Source organism: Shewanella sp. (assembly GCF_051658185.1).
GTDB lineage: Bacteria > Pseudomonadota > Gammaproteobacteria > Enterobacterales > Shewanellaceae > Shewanella.
On record NZ_JBOFMC010000347.1, the window covers coordinates 1 to 26635 of the forward strand.

Genomic DNA, 26635 nt, shown 5'->3' on the forward strand with positions numbered 1-26635 from the left:
TTCGATTTTGAGTTCCTGAGTCGGCCGACAAATCAGTGCGGCCAACTTATAATCGATTTGGAATTGATGATTTTTACCAAATTCTTGGTTAAATGTCCTTATTTGTTCCTCTATCCGAGCAATTACCACCTTAGTGCCGGCATCATCAATATCAAATAAGCCGAGGGCAAAATGCTTATGATCGAGCCTGGCGATCATATCAGTCGCTCGAAACAGCCCTTGTTGTACTTGTTTGGTAAAAAATTCGAGCAGGTGAGGTTGTTTAAGTGTTTCGTCAATGTGAGGTCGCAGATACAATAGCGACAATTGTTGTTGCTCTCTTATATGTCGCTGCCATTCACGGTTAAAGACTTCCATAAAATAGGTTTGGTTATAGACGCCTGTTTCAGGATCCCGAAAACCCGAATTGCGAAATGAGTAGATCATGAATTAATGCCGTTAGCAGACCTTTAACTCAGTATAGAAACTGTTTGGCTATAGCGGACTCAAATGGAGAAATAAAAAAATGAAATTGAGTTTATTGGCCGTCACCATTGGATTAGGATTTAGTTTGTTGGCTTGTTCAAAACCGCAAGCGCCTACGCTGACCAAGGATAATCAGCCAAACAATACGGCGTCAGTAAGTCAACAGCAATCTCCTGACGCGCGTTATTTAGCCTTAGTCGATAGCTACTTTACTGATTATGTCAAACTCGAGCCTATTTTTGCGACGTTTGTCGGTGTTAATGATTATAACGCGCAGTTTGGTGGCGATTTAACTGAAGCCTATCTTAAGGCTCGTCACGAATTAAATACCCGTTATCTGGCGCAGGTTAAAGAGATTGATATCGCCCAATTGCCGGCGGATCTGCAGTTGAGCTATGCGCTATTTGTTTATGATCGTCAAATGGCGCTTGTGGATGAAACCTTTCCCGCGCGTTTCATGCCCATCAGCCAATTTCATAGCACTGTGATCACTATGGTGCAATTAGGCAGTGGTGAAAGTGCCCAACCCTTTAATACAGTCCAAGATTATCAAAATTGGCAACAGCGCGTGGCAGGGTTTATTGATTGGTTACAACTGGCGCAAAACCGCATGAACGAAGGGATTGCCAGTAATGTGGTGCTGCCACGGGTGTTGGTTGAACGCATTATTGCTCAACTCGATGCCATGCTAACCAAAGATGTCACCCAGAGCGTTTTTTATGCGCCGATTAAGCGCTTCCCCGCGACGTTTTCCAGTGAAGAACAAGCGGCTTTAACTAAAAGTTACACCGACATGATTGGTCAGCAGTTGCTGCCAGCCCTGACGGGATTACGGGATTATTTTAAACACAGTTATTTACCCAAGTCCCGCGGCAGCGACGGCTGGTCGGCGCTGCCTAACGGTAAAGCGTGGTACCAACATCTTGCCAATGCCCATACGACGACCACTATGCCCGTCGATGAGATCCATCAGATGGGCTTAAATGAAGTGGCGCGCATCCTTGCTGAAATGGATAACGTGCGTGAGCAGGTGGGTTTTAAGGGCGATTTAAAGGCCTTTTTTACGACGTTATCCTCTGAGCCGCAGTATTTTTACCGTGAGCCTTCAGGATTAATTGAGGGCTATATGGCGCTCAAAACCAAGATTAACCAAGTGTTACCTCAGTATTTTAATGTCATGCCTAAGGCCGATTATGTGGTAAAACCGGTTGAAAGCTTTAGGGAGCAATCTGCCGCAGGAGCCTCCTATGAGTCCCCCGCAGTGGATGGCAGCCGCCCAGGGGTATTTTATATCAATACCTACAACTTAAAGGCACAGCCCAAATGGGGCATGACGACGTTGTCATTGCATGAGGCGGCGCCTGGGCATCACTTTCAAATCGCCATCAAGCAAGAACTCACCGGCGTACCTGAGTTTCAGCGATTTAGCGGTTATACGGCATTTGAAGAGGGCTGGGCACTCTATGCCGAGTACCTTGGGATAGAAATGGGGTTATTTAGCGATCCTTATCAATATTTTGGCAAGTTATCCGACGAAATGTTACGGGCGATGCGGTTAGTGGTCGATACCGGCCTGCATGCTAAGGGATGGAGCCGTGGGCAAGCTATCCAATATATGAAAGACAATTCTCCAATGGCAGAATCGGACATTATTGCTGAAGTGGAGCGCTATATGGCCATTCCCGGCCAAGCCTTATCCTATAAAGTGGGGCAACTGAAAATTTTATCGCTGCGTTCCCGTGCCGAAAAAGCCCTCGGGGATAAGTTTGATATTAAAGCTTTCCACGATCAGATTTTGACATCAGGCTCATTGCCAATGGCCGTGATGGAGCAAAAAATTGATCGCTGGATTGCCGCCAGTCAAGCCTAAGGCTGCGATAGAACCAAGGTTTGGCAGGCCTAGTGGGCGGATTTAACGCTTTTTTATAGGCTGAAATGTTTTTATACTAAATGGCGGTAATGGCATTGCGATTGAATGGGTCAATATGCCTGCCATTGCCCATGGGGCAGATGTCTCAGCATCCTTTAAGGAGATTCACATGGTTCAAGCAACAGCAAGACATTTGCTTGTGAGCACAGAAGCACAGTGCCAAGCGCTTAAGCAGCAAATTTTAGATGGCGCCGATTTTGCCGAGGTCGCCCGCGCCAATTCCTCTTGCCCATCAGGGGCGCAGGGAGGCGAACTTGGCTCCTTTGGTCCGGGTATGATGGTTAAAGAATTTGATCAAGTCGTGTTTAGTGCGCCCTTAAATCAAGTCCAAGGCCCAGTCAAAACCCAGTTTGGTTATCACTTACTTGAAGTGACCAGCCGCGGCTAAGCGGCTTGATGTGTTACAGGGTAAACGGCAGCGCTTGCTGCCGTTTTTGTTTATTGCTCAGCACGCGGGAGTCATCATGCTGGAGCTTTATACCGACAGATTGAGAGTAAGAAGCGTTAAAGACAGTGATTGGCACGCGTTTTATGCACTGCATAGCGATCCCCAAATTAATCAATATGTGCGTATACCCGATCCAGAAGAGGTGATCCGCCAAAAATTTTTCCAGCACTCCGAGAGCTGGTTTTATGGCTCAGGGAATTGGTGTTCCTTAGTGATTGAAACCCTCGATACGAATCAATTTATCGGGTTAACAGGGTTTTATTGCCAAAGCGTGGCAGAGCAGCGCGCTGAAGTGGGCTATATGCTCGCCAAATCCGCCCACGGTAAAGGTTATGCAACCGAGAGTTTGCAGGCGTTGATTGACTGGGCTTGCCTGAGTTTTAATGTGCATAAGTTTGTTGGCCATTGCGCTAAGGAAAATCACGGCTCAGCCAGAGTGCTGCAGAAGTGTGGTTTTCAGCTTGAAGGCATACTGCGAGAACAAGTTAACATCGGCGGACACTGGTTCGATGAATGCGCCTATGGTTTATTGGCCGCAGAAAGGTACAGATAAGGCCGATATCGGCAACGCATTTTGCGCAGTTACTGCTATAATGCGGCAGGTTTATTTTTAGAAGGCGTGTTTAAGTGACGCAAATTAATCAGTTAGCTTTGCATTCTGGCGAAGATTTTATCGAACTTTACAAAGTGCTAAAGGTGCAAGGCATGGCTAATGCCGGCGGTGAAGCCAAGCATGTTATCGATCAAGGGCTCGTGACCGTTAACGGTGAGGTGGAAACCCGTAAACGTAAAAAAGTGGTTGCCGGCGATATTGTCAGCTTTAACGGCAGTTCAGTGCAAATTATTGCGGCAGAATAAGTCAGAGAGAATGGAGTAACACATGCAATTTCCAGATGATGACAATGGTAAAATGCTTGCCGCGATGGCGCAGGCTGGTATCGATTTAACCAAAGCCTTAGATGTTGATTTCTTTTTAGTATTCGATGATCAGCGCGATGCGGAGTCGGCCCTAGAAGAATTAGCCAATTCAGATCTCGAAGGTGAGGTTGAGCTCAATCTCAATGATGAGCTGGGCAAATGGGAAATTATCGTCTGTATCAACATGGTGCCCGATTACGACACCTTAGTGGAGCAAGAAACCCTGCTCAATGAGTTCGCCGCTGAGTTTGGTGGAATGACCGATGGCTGGGGGGTGATGCAGCACCAAGACGGCGATGAAGAGTTTATGGATGACGACCATGTTCACGATGAGCATTGTCAGCATTAATTGCCGCGCCTGCATGAGTTCGATAGCCCGAATGACATGCCTAATTTCGTTAAATGGCGCTAATTAACTTAGCGACTGAATTTAAAGTAAAAACCACCGAAACGGTGGTTTTTTTATGGCCGAATGTTTAGTATTTGCCAACGGTTAACAATGGCATAACAGAGAAAGAACATGGCTAAACATATCAGCTTTGGTACCCCAGTTAACGATGCTGAGCGCTGGGCATTTAGCTTGTTGGCCGATGAGCTCCCTGCGGATTATCTGTTGCTCACCAATGTGGAGATCCCAACCCACAGTGGCCAAGCGATGGAAGTCGATGCGCTAGTGGTCGGGGAGTGGGGCGTGTACGTGGTTGATGTTAAAGGTTATATGGGGAGGCTTACGGCGGGGTTGCACGCTTGGTTACTCGATGGCCGCGATGTGGATAATAGCCTTGCCAAGGCCAATTATGTGGCGCGAGTCTTAGCCGGTAAGCTGAAGCATAAAATCCCGGTGGGCGTTTATGCGCCTTGGTGTCAGGGCATGGTGTTTGTGACGGGGCGTAAGGGCGAGGAAATTGAACTCGAAAAGGACGAAGGCTCGTTAAGTATCTACACTCCAAAGCAAATTATTGCAGCATTGACCAAAGAATGGGGGCTGACCGCACCCCATAAACATCCCGTGACTGATACACAAAAAGCCATCGTGCTGGATACTATCGGTCAAGTGGCCCTCGTCGAGCAGCGCAATAATAAGATCCAGGATTTTATCAAGCTCAAGTGTTTGTTTTTACAGCAAGGACTTGAGGTTTGGCAGGCAGAATATCATCCCGGTGGCTGGACTGCCCCTTGGTTATTAAAGATTTTATTACCGATCCAGTTTGAGCGCAGTGAAGATGCGGCTCACCATGAACAACGGTTGCGGGATGAATTTCAGCGCATGCAGGCACTGTCAGGTTGCTGCGGCGTGCCTTATTGTGCGCCGCTGATCCAAGACGGTGAGCAGTTAGTGCTGCCCATTCGAATGCCGCGCGGCTTACCGATGAATATGTTGCCCGCAGCCGAATTGACCACCTATCAACTCCTTGAGGTGCTGCGCCGCTCGGTGACGAGCTTGCAACAAATTCACCGCCGGGGCTATACCGTGGGGGGATGGGCCGACAATTGTGTGTTTATTGCCGAAGAAGGTGATGTTGAATTTATTGATATTAAAGATAATGTGACCATTTCAGACGATATACAGCAATATGCTAGTCGCTTTGTCGCCCTCGCCGAGCAAACGCGTCAACCGCGTATTTATCAGTGGTATCGTCAGGCCCTGTTAGGGGGGACCTGCGATCTCGATGCGCTGCGCTGTGATCTTTGCGCCATTATTGATATCGGTGTGTGCGATACCTTGCCCCATGCGATTGAGATAGTCCCCGGCGCGGTGATTGATCACCATTATCGTCTTGAACGCCTCATCACAGAGGCGCCCCATAGCCAACTGTGGCAAGCCCGACACTTACAGGGCCAATACGCTTGCGGCCTATCGGTGTATGACAATGTTGCCGCGCTCTGGCCGATGCTAAGCAGCCTGTATCGGAGTTTGTCGAAGATCTATCACCCCAATATTGAAAAAGTGCTCGCCTTTGGGCAATTGCCAGAGAGTGAGTCGCTGTTTATTGCTCGGGCGTGGGAACAAGGGGAGGCGATTGATGAGGTGATAGCCCTTCGCCCGTCTAAGCTGATGCCAGAGTTGGCCCGAGCGTGGTTTATGCAGCTGTTACATGCGCTGCAATATTTACATCGCTTGGATATCTACCATGGTGCTATTTGCCCCAAAAATATCATTTGCCATGGTGATAAGGCGGTATTGGTCAATTTTGGCGTCGGACTGGATATTGCGGCCAGCTTTTATGCCAAGCAGTATGCCGATCCGACCCTATGGGCCCTAGAAGGCGAGGCGGAGCGGGATCTTTTTGGGTTAGTGGCTAGCTTTGTCGATGCCTTAACCCCGACATCCTCAAAGATGGCGCTCACGCAAACAGGGCTGATTAATGCGTTACTTGCATCAGATAAACAATGGCTTGGAGAGCGCTTGTTTGCGATTTGTTTACAGGTGCTGAGGTTTGAATTCACCCTCGATCCCAAATTGAGTTACGCCGCCCAGTTTGGCCTTGAAACAGCCTAACCGGGCTTAGGGGATTGGAGGCTGTGACGTCCGCCGAGTGAACTCCCTGTCTGCGGCGATGTTGCTAAGATGACAGCTCTAGGCGAACGATGGGTTCCGGGCGAGGGAAGAGCGGACGCAAGAATATCAAACCACTGCGGAGCAAGCACGCCACCTTGGCCTCGCTCTGGTTTTCATCCTTAATCGGGTCTTCGTTCTTGCTCTGATCTTCGTCCTCGAGCGGGTCTTCGGCTTAGCTGACTGTCGACTCCTCGCCATTGTTATCGCGGATCGCGCTTTTGGGCTTAACCGTCCTTGACTCTTTTTGCCCGTAAGACAGTTGCGTTTAGCGAGCAAACGCAGTCTAATGCAGCGCTCTTTTATGCTTTTTTACAGTAGCTTGCCCAATGATGATGGAATTTGACTTAACCCTACAGATCGCCACATTGCTATTTGCCGTTGCTTTGGTGGCGGGATTTATTGACGCCATTGCTGGCGGCGGAGGCTTATTGACTATCCCGGCGCTACTGTGGGCGGGATTGCCTCCCGCCGTCGCCCTTGGCACCAATAAATTACAAGCCTGCGGCGGCAGTTTTTTTGCCAGTTGGTATTTTGTGCGCAAGGGCTTGGTCGATCTTAACACGATAAAATTAGCGCTCATTTGTGCGTTTATCGGCGCCTCGTTGGGGACGATTTTAGTCCAACTGATTGATGCAAAAGTGCTGGAGTTAATGTTACCTTTTTTAGTCTTGGCAATTGCCGGGTATTTTTTGTTTTCAAAAAAGATCTCCGAAGAGGATCGCCATCAAGTGTTAACCCCTACGGCCTTTGCTTTTACCGCCGCGCTTGGGGTTGGGCTTTATGATGGTTTTTTTGGTCCAGGTACAGGCAGCTTTTTTGCGCTGGCCTTTGTCTCCCTTGCTGGCTTTGGGCTGGCTAAGGCCACGGCCCATGCCAAGTTACTGAATTTTTCAACCAACATTGCCTCATTGATCTTTTTTGCGCTCGGCGGCAAAGTGCTTTGGTTATTAGGCTTAATCATGCTCGCCGGCCAAGGACTCGGGGCGACTTTGGGCTCGCGCCTCGTGGTGACGAAGGGCACCAAGATCATTAAACCCTTAGTGGTGACGATGTCTTTGGCAATGAGCATTAAATTGCTGCTAAGCCAATATCCGCTGTTGTGATCTTGCCAACGACAGGCCAGATGGGGCGCCTGCGCTAGCAGGCCCTGAGCCTGCAAATATCGAACATCAGCCTTAGGTTGGGCTGCACGAGGATTAGCGTCGACGATGAAATTTATCCATACCTCAGATTGGCACATTGGCCGTCAGTTACACCATCAATCTCTCCTTGAGGATCAAGCCTTTGTGCTCGACCAAATCGTTGCCCTTGCTCGAGACGAGGCCGTCGATGCGGTGATTGTGGCGGGGGATATTTATGATCGTTCGATTCCGCCCGCCAATGCGGTGGCGCTGCTTGATGCTGTGCTTAGCCGTTTGGTGCAGGACTTGGGGTTACAAGTCATCCTGATCGCTGGCAATCACGATAGTCATGAACGTTTAGCGTTTGCTGCACGGCAAATGGCCGCGGCGGGATTGCATATCGTTGGGCCACTCACCAGCGCAGTATCTGCCATCAAATTAACCAGCCCGACCGGGCCTGCTTACTTTTATCCCTTACCCTATGTGGAACCTGCCACGGTCCGGCAGATCTTCGACTGTGAGGTGACCAGCCATGAGGCGGCGCTTGCGCTTTTACTGAATCAAATCCGCGAGCACGATAGCCAAGGTTTACCTAAGGTTGTGGTCAGCCATTGCTTTTTAGACGGAGGCAGTGAGTCTGAGTCCGAACGCCCGTTAACGATGGGCGGGGCCGACAGGGTTGCTCCCTCGTTATTTAGCGATTTTGATTACGTTGCTCTGGGCCATTTACACGGCCCGCAGTATAAGGGCGCCGAGCATGTGCGCTACTCGGGCTCGATTTTAAAATATTCCTTCAGTGAACAGCACCAGCATAAGTCCGTTACCTTAGTGGAACTGGGCGCCAATATCCCAAGAACGATTCGCTTATTGCCATTAACGGCATTGAGGGATGTGCGCATTATCGAAGGCGAGTTAGCCAGCCTGTTGGCACTTGGGCAAACCGCTGTTAACCGCGACGATTATTTACTGGTAAGGCTACTTGATAAACACGCCATTTTAGATGCCATGGGAAAGTTACGCGCCGTCTACCCAAATGTATTGCACTTAGAACGCACAGGATTAATGGCGGGGCAAGAGGCGGTGACCTTGAGCCGAGATCATATTAAAAAAGGCGAGTTGGCGATGTTTAGCGACTTTTTTACCCAAGTGTCCGGTGAGTCCTTAACGCCCGCCCAGCAAAGCGTACTGGAGGATATTTTGACGACCCTGCATCAAGAGGAGCGCACCGCATGAGACCACTGTTCCTCTCGATGTCGGCTTTTGGCCCCTTTGCAACGACTCAGACCATTGATTTCACTGCATTAGGTAATAATCCGTTATTTTTAATTAATGGACCCACCGGTGCGGGTAAGACCACATTACTCGATGGGATCTGCTTTGCCCTTTATGGTAAGACCACAGGTAATGAGCGCGAAGGTAGCCAGATGCGCTGTGATATGGCCGATGATGGTGTCTTGACCGAAGTGGTGTTTAGCTTCCAATTAGGCGCGGCGCGCTACCGTATTCGCCGCGTCCCAGAGCAGGAACGCAGCAAAAAAAGCGGCGAAGGTTCAACACAGCAAAAGAGTGAAGCACAGCTCTATCGCATTGATGCCGATGGCAGTGAGCAGTTGTTGGTGGCGACCAAAGTCTCTGAAGCGACCAACGCCATTGAAACCTTAACGGGGTTAGATGTGGAGCAGTTTCGTCAGGTGATGGTGCTGCCCCAAGGGAAATTCCGTGAATTGTTAATGGCAGACTCTAAAGCCCGCGAACAAATTTTTAGTCAGTTATTTCAAACGCATATTTATCGACGGATTGAAGATAAATTAAAGGATCAAGCCTCACAGATCCGCGCCTTAGTGAAAGAGCAGCGGGCGCGCCGTGATGGGATTTTACAAAATTGCGCCTTGCAAAACGATGAGGAACTCAATGCGCAATTGGCCGCCCTTACGCCAGAGCTGACCTTAGCCCAGCAAGCGAAGGAACAGGCAGTTTGGCAGCAGCAACAGGCCCATAAGGCCTATGATGCCGCTCAGCATTTGCAGGACGAATTTGCGCAACTAGAAGCATTAAAACAAGCCCTTAGCATCTTAGAAAGTCAACAAGGGAGCATGGCGGCAAAGACCGAGGAGCTGCACTTAGCCAAGCAAGCCGAGCGCTTAGGGCCGATGGTGGCGCATTTAAGGGCTCGCGAGCAAGAGGCCAAGGACGCCGAAGACAAGCTGAGTCATGCCGTTACCCGGTTTACGCAAACCCAACAAACCTATGATGAGGCCCAGCTGAAGGCAAAGGACATCCCCGAATTAGAATCGAGTTTACAGGCACAAGAAGGGATCAAAATCCAACTCACAGAGCTTGGGCCGCGCCTGAGTGAGCTTGAGCGATTAACCCAGCGCGTCCAGCAAGAGCAAGCCCAGCTGCTTACGGTCAAAGCGCAATGTGAGCGGGATAAAGCGGCCTTAACCGCGCTCAGTCAGCAGCGTAAGGACGCCGAGCTTAGCCTAGTGACATTGCAAGCCAAGGGCGATATGCGCTTGCCATTGCAACAGACCTATCTGCAGCAACAGCAGTTATTGGCAGCCTATGAGCAATGGCAACAGGTGGTGGCCAAAGTTGAGGCGACAAAAACACAATTAGCGCAGGCCGCTGGCGTTGGTCAACAGCTAAAACTGCAATATCAGGAGGCGCAGCAGGCCTACCAATCCCTATTACTTGTTTGGCACCAAGGGCAGGCGGCGATATTAGCCCAGCAGTTGCGTCAGGGGGCGCCTTGTCCTGTTTGTGGTAGCCTCTCTCACCCTCAGCCGGCCCAAAGTGTGCAGACATTACCCAGTGATGAGGCGCTGCAATTAGCCCAAGAGGCACAAAACCGTGCCCAGGAGCAATTGAGTAGCGCCCGAGCCGAATATCGAGGATTGCAAACACACGTTACCACACTGCAGCAACAGGCCGATGACTGCGCCGTGGCATTGGGCGATGCCGCCAAGCTTTCACTCGTGGATCATCAGCAGGCGTTATCTCAAGCCGCCGTCGCGTTGCAGCAGGCCGAGCAAGCTTATCAGCAACAGTTGCAGTTACAGGGAGAGATTGCCAAGTTGCAGTTGCAGGCTGAAGAATGGCAATTGCAGCTTGAATCACTGCAGCTGCAAAGTAGCGGCTTGCAATCGAGCGTCGATTTGCTCGGTGGTCAGTTAGCACAGTTGCAGCAGGGTATCCCTCAAGAACTTGGCAGTTTAGCCGCACTCGGTACCGCCCAGACACAAAATGACCTGCAGCTGGCGCAGTTTAAACAGCAGATCGCGCAGTTACGCAGCCACAGTCAACTGGCGGCAGAGGCTTTTGCGACTGCTAAAGCGGCCCTTGAGGCGGCGACGGCCAGTAAACATGCCGCCGCTGAGCAGCAAACCCTTGCGCAGCATCAACTGGAAGAACAATTGGCCGGTGCAGGTTTTGCCGACCAAGCCTCGCTACTGAAGGCCATGCGCGACGAGGCGCATAGGCAACAGCTTGCCAGCGCCATTGAACACTACGAGCAGCAGCGCGCGCTCACTCAAGCTCAGAGTGAGCAATTATCCGCCAAGCTTAAGGATAAAACCGTACCGGATATGTTAATGCTGGCCGACGCCCTGCAGCTGACGCAGCTGGCTTTAGATTCGGCTGAAGAAGCGTGGCAAACTCGGCATACTCGGATGGCTCTCTTAACTCAAACCCACAGCCAACTCCAGCTTGCCGATGCCAAAGCACACTCCTTAGAGGAGCAATATGCGGTGATTGGTACGCTCGCTGACGTGGCGAGCGGCAACACGGGCAACAAAATTAGTCTGCAGCGTTTTGTATTAAGTGTGTTACTCGATGATGTGTTGCTCGAGGCCAGCCGCCGATTGCATTTAATGAGTAAAGGCCGTTACCGCTTGCTGCGTAAAGAGGACAGGGCCAAGGGAAACAAAGCCTCGGGACTGGAGTTAGAAGTGGAAGATGCCTACACCGCTAAAGTTCGCCCTGTGGCGACCTTAAGCGGTGGCGAAAGCTTTATGGCGGCATTGTCTATGGCCCTTGGGTTATCCGATGTGGTACAAGCTTATGCTGGTGGCATAAAACTCGACACACTCTTTATTGATGAAGGTTTTGGAAGTCTTGATCAGGAATCCTTGGAAATGGCCATTCGCACCTTGATGGATTTGCAATCCTCCGGGAGGATGATCGGGGTTATCTCCCATGTGTCTGAGATGAAAGAGCAGATAACCACCCGTATTGATATCGCCAAAGCATCCCATGGGAGCCAGATTGCGCTGGTTTTACCTTAAGTATGAGCCCTACCACATTTATGCTAATTAAAATATTGTTTTTAAAAATAAATAAGTGGTGGGGTTGATGTGCTATCCCTAGGGGAATCGCCCCTCGAAATGCCAACTCGCGCAAGTTTTCAGTCACGGCGCGCAAAAAGAGTGAAATAGCATTTGTCATTGCCATTATTTTGCGATAAGTTGGCAAAATTCGGGCTTTCCCATTGGGATTGGTTTACACAAATAACGAAATAAAGCTAAGCAACTCAGGCTCAGCAACTAAAGCAAACTCACGCAATAAAGATAACTAAAGGTGAACGCGTTGCAGACAGGCAAACCCAACTTTTTCAATTTTTCGCAATCACGTTTGCAAAATCTATCTTCGGCTCATAAGAATATTTTGTTGGCGGGTGGCTTATTGATTGGTGCGGCTATGTTAGTCCCCAATAATAACCATGTCGTGCCAACCGCTGAGCGTATTCCCGTTGCCCTTGATATTAATACCATCCTGCCACAAGTTAGCGAAACTCAACCGCTGCCAACGATTGTTGATAATTCCCCCGATTTTGAGCGTGTCATTGTCTCTGGCGATACCTTAAGCGGCTTATTTTCTAAGGCGGGTGTTGATCAGGTGACCATGTATAAGGTTTTGGAAGCGGATCTGAATATCCTTGCCTTAGATACCTTATTACCTGGTAACCGCATCCAATTTTGGCTCGACGATGTTGGGCAACTGCAAAAATTAGAACTTTATTTTAACGCTGCTCGCCAAGTGGTGTTTACTCGCTATGAAGATGGCAGCTTTAATGTTGAAGAAGTCAATGTTGAAGGTGTTTGGCAAAATCGGATCCTCACCGGTGAAATTCGCGGCTCCTTTTATGTCTCTGCTCAAAAAATGGGTTTAGCCGCAGCCGATATTCAGCGGATTGAAGATTTACTCAAAGAAAAAGTCAATTTTGCCCGTGATTTACACGCAGGTGATAAGTTTTCTGTTTTGGTAAATGATCAATATGTTGAAGGCGAAGCCACTGGCGCAAGTCAAATTTTAGGGGTGATGCTTAAGACTGGTCGCTCTGAAATCAGTGCATTCCAACATACAGACGGCAGCTATTATGATGCTAAAGGCCGCAGTCTCGTGCGTGCCTTCCAGCGTATTCCGCTGATTAAACAGCCTCGCATGAGTTCGCGCTTTAACTCTCACCGTAAACATCCTATTACCGGACGAGTATCCCCCCATAATGGTACCGACTTTTCTGTTCCGATTGGGACCAAAGTGGTCGCTCCCGGGGATGGGGTAGTGAGTTTAGTGACCGATCACCAATTTGCGGGTAAGTATGTGGTGATTGAACACGGTGGCAAATATCGCACTCGTTATTTGCACCTTTCTAAGTCGCTTGTTCGTAAAGGTCAGCGTGTCAGCCGTGGTCAAGTGATTGCGTTATCGGGTAATACCGGACGCTCAACCGGGCCGCATTTGCATTATGAGTTCCATATCAATGGTAAGCCAGTTGACCCGATGAAAGCCGATATTCCGATGTCGAGTCAATTAGCGGCCGAACAATTGCGCAGCTTTACCAATATAGTCAAAAGTCGCCAAGCGTTAATGGATTTAGGTTAAGCGCTGTGGGTGAAAGTGGGTAAGCTCAGCCTATAAGAAAAGAATGAATGCCGCGGCCATAACCGCGGCATTTTTTCATGGAGCGCCAAGCCTGTGCTGACGTGCGAATGACCCGTGCCTAAGGTGTTAAAAAAGATTAAAAGTTGAACTTATCAACATGCTGTTTGAACGTTTTAAGATCGGTGATCATGTTGCTTGAGGTGAGTGCAGTTTGCTGTTTGTGCCGCTCGCCGCGACTAAAGAGCACTAAACGGTCGCTGTGTTTGGTGCGCATTTTACGCATCATAAACTTGAGTAGTTCGGGGCGAGTCAGTTTGGCAATCTCTGCTACTACCTGTTCACGCTGATTAAATTGATAATCTCGATTGCCGATACTCACCCAATAGCGCTGACCACGGGTTTTAAGATTGGCATCGTGCTCCATCATTTGGTTGATGAGTCCCTGTTTGGTGTTTTCCCATTCCTCGTTCGTAATTTGCATGACAGCATAATTAAAATCGGCAATAAACTCATCGATGGCTTCTAATAAATGCAGTGGGCCGGTGGTGGGAGATTGAATATAAAAAATCATGCCTGGATGACGATTGAGGGGCAGGTAACCCGTGCCAACCATATACCCTAATTGTTTTTCGGTTCTCAGCTCATGGAAGAAGGTCGACGACATAGTGTGATTAAGCAGGCTAAAGAGCGCAATTTTTTCAGCCGTTGCCATGGCCGATTGGTAGTAGACAATAATGGCGCTGTCTTGATGATCTATCGCTAATTCCCGCAGCAATGTGCCTTGCCCTGTGAGGTTGACTAACTCTCGGGTGGATTCAACACTCGGGCTTGAGACTAAGGATAAAATGTGCTGTAACCGTTGGCCGAGGGCTTGAGCCTCGCTCACTAACCAATCGCCATAGACTAAGCCTTCAAGATAAATTTTTTCATAAAAAGCGCTGACATGATTATGTAAATCTTCAAGGCTGATGCTGTCTAACAGTTGGGCCATGCGCGCGGGTTCATAGCTGCGCTTTTGTAGGGTGGCCGTCAGGCTAGTAAATAATTGGGAAATCGGTTTTGCTTGGGCGAGATTTTGCCAACTTTTTAACAGCTGAGACTTGATGAGTTCAAAGCGTTCTTCAGTAAAATTGCGCTCCCTCGCTTTATCGATCAGTAGCGCCAATAGCGTTTCTTGATTGCCGGTAAAACCGGATAAATGCAGGGTGATCCCACCTTGGTTGGGGTATATATGGTAGCTTAAGCCTGCGACTTCAGCCTGATAGGTCGGCTCGGTCAGATAATCGAGGAGCATTTCGACATACAGGCGGGTGAGCGCCGCATGTTTAGGGGTTTTGCTCGCTTGTTCAGAATCGAGGGATAAATACAGATGTCCCTTAGGCACATTAAACTCGTCATCTTTCTTATGCCAAATCCGATATCCCGGGGCCTCTGCCACCACCACGGGGACGGCAACGAGACTTTTGTCTGGACGGGCAATGGGATCGGCCACAATAAATGGGTTTGCCAGTGGCAGTTGTAATTGCGGCCGGATCTGCCGAGTGTACCAGCGTTGTAAGGCTTCTGGCGCGATGGGCGTTACCCGGTAGGGGGTGTGATACCAGTTGGCATACTGATCGGTGACAACCGTTGGCGACATCAGTTGCAGGCGCATATTGCTTGGCGTCATTAACTTGAGTAAATCCAGCGCTTCAGCTATATCGAGTCCATCCATACGGTAGTCACCAAAGACAATATCTTCGACTTCATAGTGATGCATATTGATGCTCAGATGGCTGGCTAAATCGAGGGACTTTACCTGCTCCTGATAACGAAAGGCTGTGGTAAGCAGGTTGGCACGCTCTAAATAACGCCATGGCTCTAAACCTTGGGTTTTAATGAGTTCAATGTATTCAAAGCAGCAGCCAATAATCTCGTCTAGATTCTCTAATCCCTTATCAGTCAGTTGCATACCGATATTGTAGTCTTTGAAGTTATAACCATTAACTCCCCCTCCTGCTGATAAATTATTCACCAAGCCCTGTTCTTTAAGATAAGACAATAAGCTGCCTTTACTTTCATTGCCCAGAATATGGCTGATATAGGTTAAGGGTTTGCGTTTGTAGTAATGATCAATGCCAGGGAAATGAAAACTAATACTGAGCCGCTTTTGATCTTTAAGGGGCGCTATCTCAGTTAGCGTCAGTAGTTGCTTTTGCTCAACAAGTGGGACTTGTGGATAGTGTTTACCTAAGTTTAAGTTACGGATCCCACTAAAATAATGGCTTACAAGGCTGTGTAATTGCATCAGGGGCAGGGGGGCGACAATACATAAGGTCATTAAATTTGCACTGTAATGACTGAGATAAAACTCCTGTAATTCGGCGCGCAGCTCAGTTTGTTCGCCGGCTAAGGTCATTAAATTGCCAACGGAAAATTTTGAGAACGGATGCTGTGGGTTGACTGTTTCCTTAAGCACTTGATAAGTCCGGCGTATATCGTCTTTTAGCTTTAAGCTAAATTCCGATTCAATGGCTTGGCGTTCTCTGTCGACTAAGGCTAAATCAAATTTAGGGGCGATAAAAAACTGGCTAAAGCGGTCGAGCGCTGCGGCAAACACATCGGCATCGATACTAAAAAAGAAGTTGGTGTGCTCTGTCCCTGTCCAAGCGTTATTGCTGCCACCATGTTGATTAATGAAGGCATGGTACTCGCCAGCGTCTGGGAATTTTTCGGTACCAAGGAAGAGCATATGCTCTAAAAAATGCGCCATTCCAGGTCTGCTAATGGGATCGTCAAAATGCCCGACACCTACCGCCATGGATGCGGCCGCTTGGCTGGCATCCGGATCTTCCACCAATAACACCCTAAGGGCATTATCCAATACGAGGTAACGGTATTGGCGATGATCGTTTGGACTTTGATAAATCGATTGAGAGGCTTGCAAGGAAACACTCCGATAACGATAGCTGGTTATATATTGATAGTCTTCATGGTTTTTAGCAAATATCTCTTGCATTTATCGTCCAAAGATTCACCTTGGGGTGGTTTGTTGAAATGCTTTTTAGGGCTACAATTGGGATAAAATAAAAACAATTGTGGGTAGCGAGAGAAGTATGCAGCTATTTTTGATGCGACATGGTGAAGCTGGATTTAATGCACAGTCAGATAGGGACCGGATACTCACCGATTTAGGGCGGCAGCATACAGCGTTAATGAGTCATTGGTTGGCTCAACATGTTCGCGATTTTGATCTTGTTTTAGTCAGCCCCTACCTGCGCGCTCAGCAAACTTGGCAGGAGTTGAGTCAGCATTTTCCAGAGCCCCGTCACTGGTTAGTGTTGGATGATTTAGTGCCCACGGCCGATCCTGCCCATGTTGCCGCGCTGATTTTAGCCTATGGCGAGTCTTACAACGCTAAAAACCTATTGATTATTTCGCATATGCCACTGCTTGGTTTTTTAGTCAGTGAGTTAGTTCCTGGAGTTGAGCCGCCGCTGTTTGCCACATCAGGGATCACCCTGATTGATAAAGAGCCAGATCATGCCAGTTTGCTGTGGCAACATGCGCCCCACAGCATAGGCTAATCTGGCTTGCCACTTTGTGGCCGTTCATCATTGGGTTTGTGTGTGCGGCAATCAATACTTAATGAGGTGTTGCCCTCTCGTCGGTGTTGGTCACCGTGGCTTTTAGCGGCAAAGTTGGCGCCCTCTGGCGTGACGCTAATTATGCCATGTGAGCGCTGTCGACCGATAAGCACAGTTAAGGCTTGTTCAAGTGTTAACCGAGAAGAGCTGCTGAGTGAGTGTTGGAGCGTTTGGATTGATACAGCAGTGCCTTAGCGCCGATGCGGATTTTCCCCAATATCAATCAACACGAGGAGCGCAGCATCGCCGCCCCATTCTTTAGGGGCCTGATGAAAGGCTTTTACCCGGGGATGCTGCACTAACCACATTGGCACTTGTTGTTTTAATATCCCACTACCATAACCGTGCATCACGCAGCAACATAAACTGTGTTGTTTAACACAGGCTTGGATCAGCGCCGCTAACTCAAGCTTGGCTTCTGCTTGGCGATAACCGTGCAAATCTAGCAATAGATCCGGCTGATAATCCCCCCGTCGCAAGCGTTTGAGCTCGAGGCTTTCAACCCCTTCATTGAGCCAGCGCATCGGCCCTTGCACAGGGAGTAATGGCTGATAGGTGTCTGAAAAATAACTATTAGCATGTAATTGGGGCTCTTTGAGCTCAATTTCTTGTTTGGTTTTTAGGGGCGTGCGAAAGTGGCGCTTATCCTGGGTGATGGGTTTAATCCCCTCGATAAGTGCACAAAACATCGCCATGCCTTCTTTATCATCGTCTTTATTCATGGTGGGTATTCTATTGAATCCTATGGTTTCTGAATAGAGTTCAGTTACAATGTTTGACGAACAAACTAGCGGGAGCACGTTTTGGATAAGATCTTTGTAGATGAAGCCGTGACAGAATTACGCACGATTGGCGATATGTTACGTTGGGCGGTGAGCCGATTTAACGATGCCCATCTGTATTATGGTCATGGTACTGACAATGCTTGGGATGAGGCGATTGCCTTAGTTTTTCATGCGTTACACCTACCTGAAGAAATTGGTCAACAGGTGATTTTAAGCAATCTGACCAGTAGTGAAAAACATAAAATCGTTGAATTGATTATTCGTCGCGTCCGCGAGCGGATCCCGGTCCCGTACTTGACGAATAAAGCGCGTTTTGCCGGTCTTGAGTTTTACGTGGATGAGCGCGTGTTAGTGCCGCGTTCTCCTATTGCGGAAATGATCGCCAATCGCTTTAGTCCTTGGTTATACAATAAACCCGTGACGCGTATTTTGGATTTATGTACTGGCAGCGGCTGTATTGCTATCGCCTGTGCCTATGAATTTGAAGATGCCGAGGTCGATGCCCTTGATATTAGCCAAGATGCTCTCGATGTCGCCCAAATCAATATTGAATCCTTAGGAATGATGGATCGGGTGTTCCCAATGCAATCGGATCTCTTTTCCGCCATTCCTGAAGGGCCGCAGTACGATCTTATCGTGTCCAATCCGCCCTATGTGGATGCCGAAGATATCGGCGATATGCCCGATGAATATCACCACGAGCCTGCGATTGGCTTGGCCTCAGGCCATGATGGCTTGGATTTAACTAAGCGCATTTTGGCGAACGCCGCCCAATACCTTACCCCCACGGGCATTTTAGTGGTTGAGGTGGGCAATTCGATGGTGCATTTGATGGAGCAATTCTCTGAGGTGCCATTTACTTGGGTAAACTTTGAGAACGGCGGTGATGGCGTGTTTGTCCTAACTCGCGATCAACTGATTGAACATCAAGGGTTATTTGCTATTTATCGCGATGTCGAGTAAGTCGTCGCAACGACCCTCTGGGGGGAGAGTGTTTTGCCGCGATCAGTTTGGGGCCGGCAAAACACTTGCCTAAGCAGTTGGGCTTGCAGGGATAAACAAATCTTTTAGGGTGTACAAAGCGGATGTCAGGAAACAGTATTGGTCAAAATTTTGTCGTGACGACCTTTGGTGAAAGTCACGGAGTGGCGTTAGGTTGCATTATTGATGGCTGCCCACCCGGGCTCGAATTAACTGCCGCCGATATGCAGCATGATCTTGACCGTCGTCGTCCTGGCACTTCTCGCTATACCACGGCGCGACGAGAGGATGATGCCGTGCGGATTTTATCCGGAGTGTTTGAAGGTAAAACCACGGGGACGTCGATCGGGCTTTTGATCGAAAATACCGATCAGCGCAGCCAAGATTACTCGAATATCAAAGATTTATTCCGACCAGGTCACGCTGATTATACCTATCAACAAAAGTACGGTATGCGTGATTACCGTGGTGGCGGCCGTTCATCCGCCCGCGAAACTGCGATGCGCGTTGCTGCAGGTGCCGTGGCTAAAAAATATCTCAAGCAAGTGCATGGTATTGAAATTTATGGCTATATGTCACAGCTTGGGCCGATTGCCGCCGAGGTGATTGATCTGAGCCAGATTGAGCAAAATGCTTTTTTCTTCCCGGATGCGAGTAAGCTTGAGGCGCTGGATGAGTATATGCGCGAGCTGAAAAAGTCCGGTGATTCGATTGGTGCCAAAATCAGCGTGGTTGCCACCGGCGTACCCGTGGGGTTAGGTGAGCCGGTATTTGATCGGCTCGACGCCGATATCGCCCACGCGCTAATGGGCATTAATGCGGTCAAAGGCGTTGAAATTGGTGATGGTTTTAGAGTCGTGACGCAAAAGGGCTCAGAAGGCCGTGACTTAATGTCACCTCAAGGCTTTGAATCAAACCATGCGGGCGGCGTGCTTGGGGGGATTTCCTCTGGCCAGCCGATTATTGCTCATATTGCCCTTAAGCCAACCTCAAGTATCAGCGTGCCGGGACACAGCATGACGGTGCAGGGGGATATGGCGGAGGTGGTGACCAAAGGACGTCATGACCCTTGTGTTGGGATCCGCGCGGTACCGATAGCTGAGGCCATGCTGGCTATCGTATTAATGGACCATTTGTTACGCCACCGAGCACAAAATCAGGATGTGCGTAGTCAAACCCCTGTGATTGGAATGCGTTAATGTCGATTTGTTTTCCTCAAGGTCAGCCACTGCGCTGGCTTTGCGCTTGTTATTTTTTCTTTTTTGCAATCCTCGGCACGATGATCCCTTATCTTGGGGTCTTTTTTGAAAACCGTGGTTTTAATCCTCAAGAAATTGGTGTTTTATTGGCCATTCTCATGGCGACGCGCATCATCGCCCCCAATATTTGGGCGAAGGTAGCTGATCGTACCGGGATGCGCGCCGAATTGGTAAAGCTTGGCGCCTTTGCGGCAGCCTTAGCTTATTTGAGTTTTTTTTACCACGGTGGTTTTGTGTATATGGCGCTAAGTCTGGCGTTATACACTTTTTTTTGGAATGCCATTTTGGCCCAACTTGAGGTGTTAACCCTTGACACCTTAGGCGCACAGGCCAGTCGTTACGGACAAATCCGCAGTTTTGGCAGCATAGGTTATATCTGTTTAGTCGTGGGGGCAGGGTTTGCTATTGGTCAATGGGGGACGGAGGTGTTGCCCTATATTGGCCTGTTTCTGTTTATAGGGATGCTCGTTTGTGCCTTACCTTTGCCGAGTCAGCGCATGGTGCGCAGCGCAGGGCAGGAGCCCCCGCCGTTTAAATGGACTAAGCCGATCGTCTGGTTTTTGATTTCGGCCATGTTGCTGCAAATGAGTGCGGGTCCTTTTTATGGTTTTTTTGTGCTGTATCTTAAGCAAGCTGGTTATTCTGAGGCGCTGGCGGGGATTTTTGTTGCCCTTGGGGCGACGGCAGAAATTGCGATGTTTATGCTGGCCCCGCGTTTGTTAAGCCGTTATAGCGTCAATGCCTTACTGTTGGTCAGCATAGGGATGACAGCCCTGCGTTGGTTATTGGTGGCCTTTGGAGTTGAAAGCCTGTTGTGTCTCGGTTTCAGCCAGTTATTGCATGCCTTTACCTTTGGTTTGACCCACGCGGCATCCATCCAATTTGTGCACCGCCATTTTGATGAGAGCCATCGAAGCCAAGGTCAGGCCCTTTATGCCAGTTTGGGCTTTGGCGGTGGTGGGGCTTTAGGTATCTGGATTTGCGGTTATATATGGGGCGATGGCAGTGGCGCTGTGTGGTCTTGGGTGTTTGCCGCTGGCTGCGCCCTTGCTGCAATGGTGGCGGTAGGGTGTATTCCTGAGGATAAATCCGAGGTCAAGCTGCGCGCGGCTTAGGCTTAGCCCATGCACCATCGTTAATTGGTCTTAACGTCAGTATTATCCACAATGAATGAGTTGCACAATTGCATAGCGAGAGCGTAGAGAGGTAAAGGTGGTTCGGTTTCGTTTAGGATTAGTGATCAATCCATTAGCGGGCTTAGGCGGCAGCGTGGGCCTAAAGGGCAGTGATGGCGTTGCAGAGCACGCCCTCGCCCTAGGGGCCAAGCCAAAAGCGGCTGAGCGCATGATGCAAGCGCTTAAGGTGATCCAAGATTATGCCGCTGACATCGAAATCATTACCGCTTCTGGGGTGATGGGGGAAGATGTGGCTAAGGCACTGGGGTTTCAAACCAAAGTGGTGTATCACACCCCAGTGCAAACGGCCGCGCAGGATACGAAAGCGGTTGTGCAAACCTTACTGCAAACGCCCTTAGATTTGCTGCTGTTTGCTGGTGGCGACGGTACGGCGCGGGATGTGTATAGCGTATTTAGTGAGGCGTGTATCGACGATAAACGCCCCGTCCTTGGGGTGCCTGCGGGGGTGAAAATCCATTCAGGAGTTTACGGTATTACGCCAAATGCCGCAGGCATGGTGGTTAAAATGTTGCTTGATGGCGAACTGGTGAGCTTAATGAGCGCCGATGTGATGGATATTGATGAAGCTGCCTTTCGCCAAGGCACTGTGCGGGCTAAGCGGTTTGGCGAGTTGTGGGTGCCCGCAGAGCCACGTTTTGTGCAAGCGGTCAAAATGGGCGGAAAGGAAGTGGATGAGTTAGTGCTTGCCGATATTGCGGCACAGGTCATCGACCAAATGGAGGATGAGCTGTACATCATGGGGTCGGGTAGCACAGTGGCCTTTGTGATGGCAGAGCTTGGGCTTGACAACACGTTATTAGGGGTCGATGTCATTCAGCATAAACGTCTTATCGCCAAGGATTTAACCGCAGCGCAGCTGTTAGAGCTCAGTGAACAGACCCCCACTAAGTTAGTGATCACCCTGATTGGTGGCCAAGGCCATCTGCTTGGGCGTGGGAATCAACAGTTGTCCCCCGCGCTTATTCGGCGCATAGGCAAAGACAATATCATTATTTTGGCCACTAAAACGAAGTTAAAAGCTCTTGAAGGACGGCCACTCATTGTGGATAGTGGCGACCCGCAATTAGATCGCGAGCTATGTGGTTATTACAAAGTGATCACCGGTTACCGTGATTACGTGATGTATCAGGTGGCCAACCCTGATTTACAGGCCGATCTGTAAGTGGGAATGTGGCATCGCTGCCTTGTGTGAACGTGGAACGTAAGTGACCTTATTTTTGAACAGATTAGAACGGAGAGTGTAACCCCATGTTAGAACATTACGAACAAGCATTAGAGCAGTGGATCGCAAGCGTGGTTAGCCATGGTGACGACGATGCATTATTTGCTTGTGGTTATTTACAGGGCCATGTTGCCGTGGTGTTATCCCAACTTGAAACCTTAGGCGATAGCTCTGTTGATGCCTTAGTGCAAAAAATGACGGATTGTTTAGCGCTTGCGCGTCAAGAGTTAAACGACACCGATTACGCTTTGGTTGAGCAGGCGTGGGCACAGCTCCAAGGCAACATCATTACTCATGTCTAAGCCAGCCCTCGCCCCAAAGGCCACAATTCAACAAGCATGTGCGTCCGCTGAATATGTTCAGACACCAAGTCAACCCATTGATAACGTTCAAACTGAAACAGCGCATACTTGCGGCGACAAGGCCCAGCAAGCGGTTTATCTTGGCCTTGTTAACCCTAAAACGCCCATTAATGTCGGCGGTATTATGCGCGCCTCTGGTTGCTATGGGGTGGATGGGGTGTTTTATACCGGTAAGCGTTATGAGTTAGCCGCCCGCTCTGGGCCGCTGCAATATAATGCCGACACGAAAGCCGCGGCGGCGCGTATTCCTCTTACGGGCGTGACCTCATTGCTTGCAGCCGTCCCTGCCGATACGCAGCTTATCTGTGTTGATTTGGTTGTTGGTGCCACGCCGTTGCCGGATTTTGTGCACCCACCGAAGGCCTTTTATGTGTTTGGTCCAGAGGATGGCACGATCAGCCAAGCGCTTATCGATAAAGCCGACGGCGTGGTGTATGTCCCTACCGTTGGTTGTATGAACCTTGCAGCCTCCGTCAATGTGTTGTTGTACGATAGGTTAGCCAAAGCTCACCGTGCCAATGCTGACCAAGTGTGCACGGCGGCAGGGCAAGCGTTGACTGTGTTAGAGGAGACAACCTCTGCCTTTCATGGCGACGCGCTGATCCGTAAGAGTCGTGATAACAATAACCGCACTCGGGTCAAAACCGCTAAACCATATCGTTAGTCAATCATATCGTTAGTAAATCATCGCCTGAGTGAACTATCGCCTGAGTCAACCATCGCCTGAATCTTGGTGGTTTACGCGCCGGGAATGTGAGCATCAAGGGCCAGAGGGGGCTCGTAGGGGGGGCCCTTGATGTCTTGATCATCCCTTAAGTGCACACTCGCCTATTTCACTGACGTTATCAGCGCCAATGGCTAAATTGTCCGTGTGGTTTACGTCAGCGCTTTGCCCTTGCGTAATTTTCGCAGCCACATGCGATTGGGATTGAGTTTCGCTAGGGTCTGCCAGTCTAGCGGTAAGGGTTCGCCGCAGAGCATTGCGGCTAAACATTCGGCGGCAAGTGGGCCTGAGCTCAACCCCCGCGAGCCTAAACCGCCTAGAATGAACAGTCCCTCTAACACCGGCGCTGGGGTGGTTTGCCAATAATGCGCGCTCTCTTTGCTAGGGCGCAGCTTGGCATCATGTTCCAGAATGCCTGCCACGTCCGGAGCGCGGCCCATCATTGGAAAATGATCCCGCGTGACCATCCGTACTCCGACACGGGCGCAGTTATCACTGATATCAATATCGAACAGCCAGGGCTGATTGGGGTAGCTCTCTTCGATTTTTCCTCGATTATCCCGCTGCTCTTGTGGGCAAAAGTCGGTATGTTGGGGCGATTTTACGTAACTTGCGCCCAAACAATGGCTGCCATTATGGCTGGGGGTAAGATAACCATTGGCGCACAATACCGTGGCCAACTGCTGCAGTTGGCCCTTGCTCGCTATGTGGCTGACTTGGCCGCGAAAGGGGCTTAATTGCAATTCTGCTGTGGCGCTAAATTGGGTTAGCTGTGCGCCGTTGGCAAGCACCAGCTGCTTAAATGGGCCAAATCGTTGGCCATTGCCGTTTAAGTACCAGCCCGTTGCGTCTTGCTCAATATCCACAATCTGTGTATTAAAATGGCAGTTCACCTCTGCGTATTGTTGGGCGCTAGCGATGGCTGCCTTGGCATAATCTACAGGGCAAACCCAGCCGCCAAGAGGATAAAAAATCCCTGACTTATCGATGCTAAGCTGCGCAATATAATTGGCTTTTTCGGCATTGACCTTTACGGCAATATCCGGTGGCCATGTTTGGCTATCGAGGATTTTATTAAGCCGTTGCTGGCTACGTTCATCGTGACCCGTTTGCAATACCCCGCAAAAATCATGGGCAATGGACGTGATCCCTTGGCTGGTTTGGGCGTGAAGCGCTGCGATCCGTCGCCTGCTAAATAAAAATGCCTGTTGGAAGAAGCGGCTGAGTTCATCGTTTTCAGGAGTGAGCAGGGGGTAAATCGCCCCTTGACGATTCCCTGAGGCGCCTTGGCCGAGGGTGCTATCCTGACAAAATAGCGCAGTGGCTTGTCCACGCTCGGCTAACGCCAGTGCGCAATGGGCTGAGGCGAGGCCGCCACCAATAATGGCAATCGCCGCGTCCGGGGTTGGCTGGAGTGGCCCTAAGGGGGAAAATCCATAGGCAGTTTCTTGCTTTTTGCGCAGCAGTTGCCGTTGATGCAACAGGATTTCATCGTCGGTGGCAGGGAGCAATGCCCGGACAGTCACTTCGGCCCGCGGCACCCGCTCTGGATTTTTCAGTAAATCTGCCCGCTCTATTAAGCTTGCATGTTTCACAAAGTCTGCCTGTTCCATTTTGCGCTTTGCGCTGGTGCGGCTCTCAGGCGTAAGGTTGTGCAGGCCAAATCCACTCGCTTGCAGGGCGTTAGCGGTGTGTTCGGGTACATTGATGCCTAACACATGGGCTTGATCAGCACTTAAGCGTGCCATTTGCCAAAGGGAAGTATGGGTTAAGTGCGGGTACATATGGGGCAAGATTAACCATTGCGTTAGCGGGTGCGCCGGGCTATGGGGCAGCTGGCTGAGCTGCTCGGTAACATCGCCAAAGTGCAGATCCACAATTAATTGACCGTCATCAAATAGTAATCGCTGACAACCTATAATTTCACAGGGTATCGCCTCCAGAATTGCGTCAGCCAGTGGCCGTAAATGGGGCGCAGCAATTAAGCTTTGAGATTGATCCCAAAGTGATTTAAGTTCGTAGGCATTGATAGGATGGGGTTCAAAGACTTTAATGAGTAGCCGATTGCGCAGGCGGGATGCCGGCACATTTGCCTCGCTGTGCGCTTGTTGCTGCCGTTTTTGGTCTTGTTGCTGATACAGGCAAGTAAGTAACTCGAGTCCATCCCCCAAACCGATTTGTCCGAGCACCTGCAGCCCCGCGGTATTGTTTTTGTTCGCGGCGCGGTAATGGTTCAGCGTGTGAAGATACTCGGCCTCCCCGGGCAGTGTGGCAGGATAAAGGTTGATTAATTGCGCGATATCCCGCTTAATTTGGCCTGGTTTGGTAGGTTTTGCGGTCAATGACAGATACTCTCAGGGTGATCAATGGGCATTATTTTACTCGGCTTTATGGAAAGCTGACCACTTAAATGAATTAAAACAGATACTATTGGTTCAGCAAAAATAGGTACTGACATGTACACAATGGATAGCAAAAAAATGAAAAGAGTCGTGATCACCGGAATGGGTGTTGTTTCAAGTATCGGTAATAACAAGCAAGAAGTGACCGAGTCACTTAAAGCGGGCCGTAGTGGTATTACACATTCCGCTCAGTTTGAAGAAATGCAACTGCGTAGTCATGTATGGGGCAATATCAAATTAGATCCTTCTGAGCTGATTGACCGTAAAGCCCTGCGGTTTATGGGGGATGCTGCGGCCTATGCGTACATTGCCATGCAAGAAGCCATTCAAGATGCGCAGTTAACGGAAGAGCAATATTCTCACCCTCGCGTTGGTTTAATCGTGGGCACCGGCGGCGCCTCATCATCTAATCAAGTGCAAGCCGCTGATACCCTGCGTGAAAAGGGCGTTAAACGCGTTGGTCCTTATATTGTACCGCGCATTATGTCGAGCACTGCCAGTGCTTGTTTAGCGACACCCTTTAAAATTAAAGGCATGAATTATTCTATCAGCTCAGCCTGTGCGACCAGTGCCCACTGTATTGGTCACGCCGTTGAACTTATCCAAATGGGTAAACAAGACATGGTGTTTGCCGGCGGCGCAGAGGAAGTCGATTGGACCTTGACCATGGGATTTGATGCCATGGGTGCATTGTCTACTAAATACAATGCCACCCCAGAAAAAGCTTCGCGCACTTATGATGCTGACCGTGAT

The 26635-nt window shown here is 49.6% G+C and carries 22 protein-coding genes; 18 read left to right on the forward strand and 4 right to left on the reverse strand.

The annotated features are described in order from the left end of the window. The coding region (locus ACRCZA_RS13145) for a deoxycytidylate deaminase (protein ID WP_438674870.1) at positions 1–426 on the reverse strand (426 nt) is incomplete at its 3' end. 79 nt (positions 427–505) lie between these two features. Between ACRCZA_RS13145 and ACRCZA_RS13150 the strand changes: the two genes are divergently transcribed. From ACRCZA_RS13150 to ACRCZA_RS13195, 10 genes are all read left to right on the forward strand, one after another. Then, on the forward strand, positions 506–2335 hold the full coding sequence (locus ACRCZA_RS13150) for a DUF885 domain-containing protein (protein WP_438674871.1): 1830 nt from the start codon (positions 506–508) through the stop codon (positions 2333–2335). 169 nt (positions 2336–2504) lie between these two features. Beyond that, entirely contained in the window at positions 2505–2783 is a 279-nt protein-coding gene (locus ACRCZA_RS13155) for a peptidylprolyl isomerase (protein WP_438674872.1), read from the forward strand. 76 nt (positions 2784–2859) lie between these two features. After that, the gene (locus ACRCZA_RS13160; RefSeq protein ID WP_438674889.1) at positions 2860–3396 is read left to right on the forward strand and encodes a GNAT family N-acetyltransferase; all 537 of its coding nucleotides are present in this window, start codon (positions 2860–2862) and stop codon (positions 3394–3396) included. Between the two features lie 74 nt (positions 3397–3470). Beyond that, positions 3471–3701 (forward strand): RNA-binding S4 domain-containing protein, encoded by a 231-nt coding sequence (locus ACRCZA_RS13165; RefSeq protein WP_438674873.1) that lies wholly within the window; start codon positions 3471–3473, stop codon positions 3699–3701. Between the two features lie 22 nt (positions 3702–3723). After that, positions 3724–4110, forward strand: a complete 387-nt coding sequence (locus ACRCZA_RS13170; RefSeq protein ID WP_438674874.1) for a ribonuclease E inhibitor RraB — start codon at positions 3724–3726, stop codon at positions 4108–4110. A gap of 171 nt (positions 4111–4281) precedes the next feature. Further along, on the forward strand, positions 4282–6261 hold the full coding sequence (locus ACRCZA_RS13175; protein WP_438674875.1) for an NERD domain-containing protein: 1980 nt from the start codon (positions 4282–4284) through the stop codon (positions 6259–6261). A 392-nt stretch (positions 6262–6653) separates the two neighbouring features. Further along, positions 6654–7424, forward strand: coding sequence for a TSUP family transporter (locus ACRCZA_RS13180; protein ID WP_438674890.1), 771 nt, complete (start codon positions 6654–6656; stop codon positions 7422–7424). 105 nt (positions 7425–7529) lie between these two features. Next, positions 7530–8675 carry an exonuclease SbcCD subunit D gene (locus tag ACRCZA_RS13185; protein ID WP_438674876.1) on the forward strand — a complete coding sequence of 382 codons (1146 nt, stop codon included), beginning with the start codon at positions 7530–7532 and terminating at the stop codon, positions 8673–8675. After that, on the forward strand, positions 8672–11728 hold the full coding sequence (locus tag ACRCZA_RS13190) for an AAA family ATPase (RefSeq protein ID WP_438674877.1): 3057 nt from the start codon (positions 8672–8674) through the stop codon (positions 11726–11728). The genes ACRCZA_RS13185 and ACRCZA_RS13190 overlap by 4 nt, the downstream gene beginning before the upstream one ends. Before the next feature lie 301 nt (positions 11729–12029). Beyond that, positions 12030–13325: a peptidoglycan DD-metalloendopeptidase family protein gene (locus ACRCZA_RS13195; protein ID WP_438674878.1), complete on the forward strand. Its 1296-nt coding sequence runs from the start codon at positions 12030–12032 to the stop codon at positions 13323–13325. Positions 13326–13461: 136 nt separating this feature from the next. Here the strand turns inward: ACRCZA_RS13195 and ACRCZA_RS13200 are convergent, their stop codons facing one another. Then, a complete protein-coding gene (locus ACRCZA_RS13200; protein WP_438674891.1) occupies positions 13462–16251 on the reverse strand; it encodes an insulinase family protein in 2790 nt (929 codons plus the stop codon). 169 nt (positions 16252–16420) lie between these two features. Here ACRCZA_RS13200 and sixA point away from each other — a divergent pair, with 169 nt between their 5' ends. Next, on the forward strand, positions 16421–16891 hold the full coding sequence (sixA, locus tag ACRCZA_RS13205) for a phosphohistidine phosphatase SixA (protein ID WP_438674879.1): 471 nt from the start codon (positions 16421–16423) through the stop codon (positions 16889–16891). 251 nt (positions 16892–17142) lie between these two features. On the opposite strand, the gene smrB is transcribed toward sixA, so the two are convergent. Next, on the reverse strand, positions 17143–17673 hold the full coding sequence (gene smrB / locus ACRCZA_RS13210) for an endonuclease SmrB (RefSeq protein ID WP_438674880.1): 531 nt from the start codon (positions 17671–17673) through the stop codon (positions 17143–17145). Positions 17674–17754: 81 nt separating this feature from the next. Between smrB and prmB the strand changes: the two genes are divergently transcribed. The 6 genes from prmB (at position 17755) to ACRCZA_RS13240 (ending at position 23420) form a co-directional block, all read left to right on the forward strand. Continuing rightward, positions 17755–18699 carry a 50S ribosomal protein L3 N(5)-glutamine methyltransferase gene (gene prmB / locus ACRCZA_RS13215; protein WP_438674881.1) on the forward strand — a complete coding sequence of 315 codons (945 nt, stop codon included), beginning with the start codon at positions 17755–17757 and terminating at the stop codon, positions 18697–18699. A gap of 122 nt (positions 18700–18821) precedes the next feature. Beyond that, complete coding sequence (gene aroC, locus ACRCZA_RS13220) at positions 18822–19916, forward strand: chorismate synthase (RefSeq protein WP_438674882.1); 1095 nt, start codon at positions 18822–18824, stop codon at positions 19914–19916. After that, positions 19916–21091: an MFS transporter gene (locus ACRCZA_RS13225; RefSeq protein WP_438674883.1), complete on the forward strand. Its 1176-nt coding sequence runs from the start codon at positions 19916–19918 to the stop codon at positions 21089–21091. The genes aroC and ACRCZA_RS13225 overlap by 1 nt, the downstream gene beginning before the upstream one ends. Positions 21092–21188: 97 nt before the next feature. Next, positions 21189–22334: an ATP-NAD kinase family protein gene (locus tag ACRCZA_RS13230; RefSeq protein ID WP_438674884.1), complete on the forward strand. Its 1146-nt coding sequence runs from the start codon at positions 21189–21191 to the stop codon at positions 22332–22334. An 86-nt stretch (positions 22335–22420) separates the two neighbouring features. Beyond that, positions 22421–22696: a YfcL family protein gene (locus ACRCZA_RS13235; RefSeq protein WP_438674885.1), complete on the forward strand. Its 276-nt coding sequence runs from the start codon at positions 22421–22423 to the stop codon at positions 22694–22696. After that, positions 22689–23420, forward strand: coding sequence for an RNA methyltransferase (locus tag ACRCZA_RS13240; protein ID WP_438674886.1), 732 nt, complete (start codon positions 22689–22691; stop codon positions 23418–23420). Before ACRCZA_RS13235 ends, ACRCZA_RS13240 begins: the two co-directional genes overlap by 8 nt. Positions 23421–23632: 212 nt before the next feature. Here the strand turns inward: ACRCZA_RS13240 and mnmC are convergent, their stop codons facing one another. Next, the gene (mnmC, locus tag ACRCZA_RS13245; protein WP_438674887.1) at positions 23633–25822 is read right to left on the reverse strand and encodes an FAD-dependent 5-carboxymethylaminomethyl-2-thiouridine(34) oxidoreductase MnmC; all 2190 of its coding nucleotides are present in this window, start codon (positions 25820–25822) and stop codon (positions 23633–23635) included. 138 nt (positions 25823–25960) lie between these two features. Here mnmC and ACRCZA_RS13250 point away from each other — a divergent pair. Then, the coding region (locus ACRCZA_RS13250; RefSeq protein ID WP_438674888.1) for a beta-ketoacyl synthase N-terminal-like domain-containing protein at positions 25961–26635 on the forward strand (675 nt) is incomplete at its 3' end.